Genomic DNA, 1,435 nt, shown 5'->3' with positions numbered 1-1,435 from the left:
GCCGCATCCGCCACCGTTCCAGCCGCCCGACGGCCACCCCGGACAGCACCGTGGCCAGGTAGCCGGCGACGCCGACGACCACGACCGACAGCACCACCCCGGCGGCGAGCAGCAGCAGGGTGGCCGCGATGGTGGCCAGGCCGATCAGCGCGCCGCCCGTGAGGTAGATCAGCGAGCGCAGGGGCCAGGGCGACAGCAGGAACCGCGTCGGCCGCATGGTGAGCGCCTCGAGCGCGTTGCGGACCGGCATGGGCAGTCACGCTACCGGCGGGACGCACCCCGCTCGGTAGTGCTGGGTATACCTTCGATCCTCGCCCGCGGGGGAATGTGCCGGGCCCGGCGGCCCGGAAGGCTTCCGGCCATGACCATCACGACCATCGGCACGGCGGTGCGGCTGCGGGCCGTCTCCAGGATCTACGGTACGGGCGAGAGCGCGGTGACCGCCCTCGACGCGGTCGACGTGGACATCGCCCCGGCCACGTTCACCGCGGTGATGGGCCCGTCCGGGTCCGGCAAGTCCACCCTGCTGCACTGCGCCGCGGGCCTCGACCGGCCGACCAGCGGCGAGGTGAGCATCGACGGGGTGAGCCTGACCGGGCTCTCCGAGCGGGCGCTGACCAAGGTGCGCCGCGCCCGGGTCGGCTTCGTCTTCCAGGCGTTCAATCTGATCCCGGCGCTGAGCGCGGAGCAGAACGTGGCGTTGCCGCTGCGGCTGGCGGGACGGCGGCCGGCGGCGGGTGAGGTCCGGGCGATGCTGGCCGAGGTGGGGCTGGCCGACCGGGCCCGGCACCGCCCGAGTGAGCTCTCCGGCGGCCAGCAGCAGCGGGTGGCGATCGCCCGGGCGCTGGTGACCCGGCCGGCGGTGCTGTTCGCCGACGAGCCCACGGGGGCGCTGGACACCACGGCGTCGCGGGAGGTGTTGCGGCTGCTGCGTACGGCGGTGGACCGGCACGCGCAGACCGTGGTGATGGTGACGCACGACCCGTACGCGGCCGCGCACGCCGACCGGGTGCTGCTGCTGGCCGACGGACGGGTGGCGGACGTGCTCGACCATCCGGCGGACGCCCCGGAGATCGCCGTGCGGATGGCCCGGCTGGAGGAGCGGTGAGGCTCGCCTGGGACATGGTCCGGCACCGGTTCGCCGCGTTCGCCGGCACCTTCGTCGCGATCACGCTGGGCGTGGGCGTCGTGGCCGGCGCGACCACGCTCTGGGCGTCGTCACAACCGCAGACCCCCGAGCGGTTGTCCGCCACTCCGGTGCTCGTGCACTCGCCATCGGTCGGCGACAACGACGATGGCTATCCGGAGTACCGCTCGTGGACCACCGCCGAGGCGGCCGGGCTGACCGGGCGGCTCGCGGCGCTGCCCGGGGTCACCGCGGCGATCCCCGACCCTTCCTTCTACGTGCAGCGGGTCGTCGGCGGCCGGCCCACCG

At 74.8% G+C, this 1,435-nt stretch carries 2 protein-coding genes and 1 pseudogene; 2 read left to right on the top strand and 1 reads right to left on the bottom strand.

Annotation, left to right across the window (positions count from 1 at the left end; translation table 11 throughout):
- Window positions 1-250: sensor domain-containing protein (locus AB0C29_RS48270; RefSeq protein ID WP_360835079.1), on the bottom strand; the 250-nt coding region annotated here is incomplete at its 3' end.
- Between the two features lie 111 nt (window positions 251-361).
- Between AB0C29_RS48270 and AB0C29_RS48265 the strand changes: the two genes are divergently transcribed.
- The gene (locus tag AB0C29_RS48265; RefSeq protein WP_360835077.1) at window positions 362-1,108 is read left to right on the top strand and encodes an ABC transporter ATP-binding protein; all 747 of its coding nucleotides are present in this window, start codon (window positions 362-364) and stop codon (window positions 1,106-1,108) included.
- Window positions 1,105-1,435: pseudogene (locus tag AB0C29_RS48260) on the top strand (ABC transporter permease); the annotation flags it as partial. The gene AB0C29_RS48265 and the pseudogene AB0C29_RS48260, both read left to right, overlap by 4 nt.

This window comes from Actinoplanes sp. NPDC048791, assembly GCF_040650095.1.
In the GTDB taxonomy this organism is placed as follows: Bacteria; Actinomycetota; Actinomycetes; order Mycobacteriales; family Micromonosporaceae; genus Actinoplanes.
The sequence above is the reverse complement of the archived record's forward strand: the minus strand, read 5'-3'. Positions and strand labels throughout refer to the sequence as shown.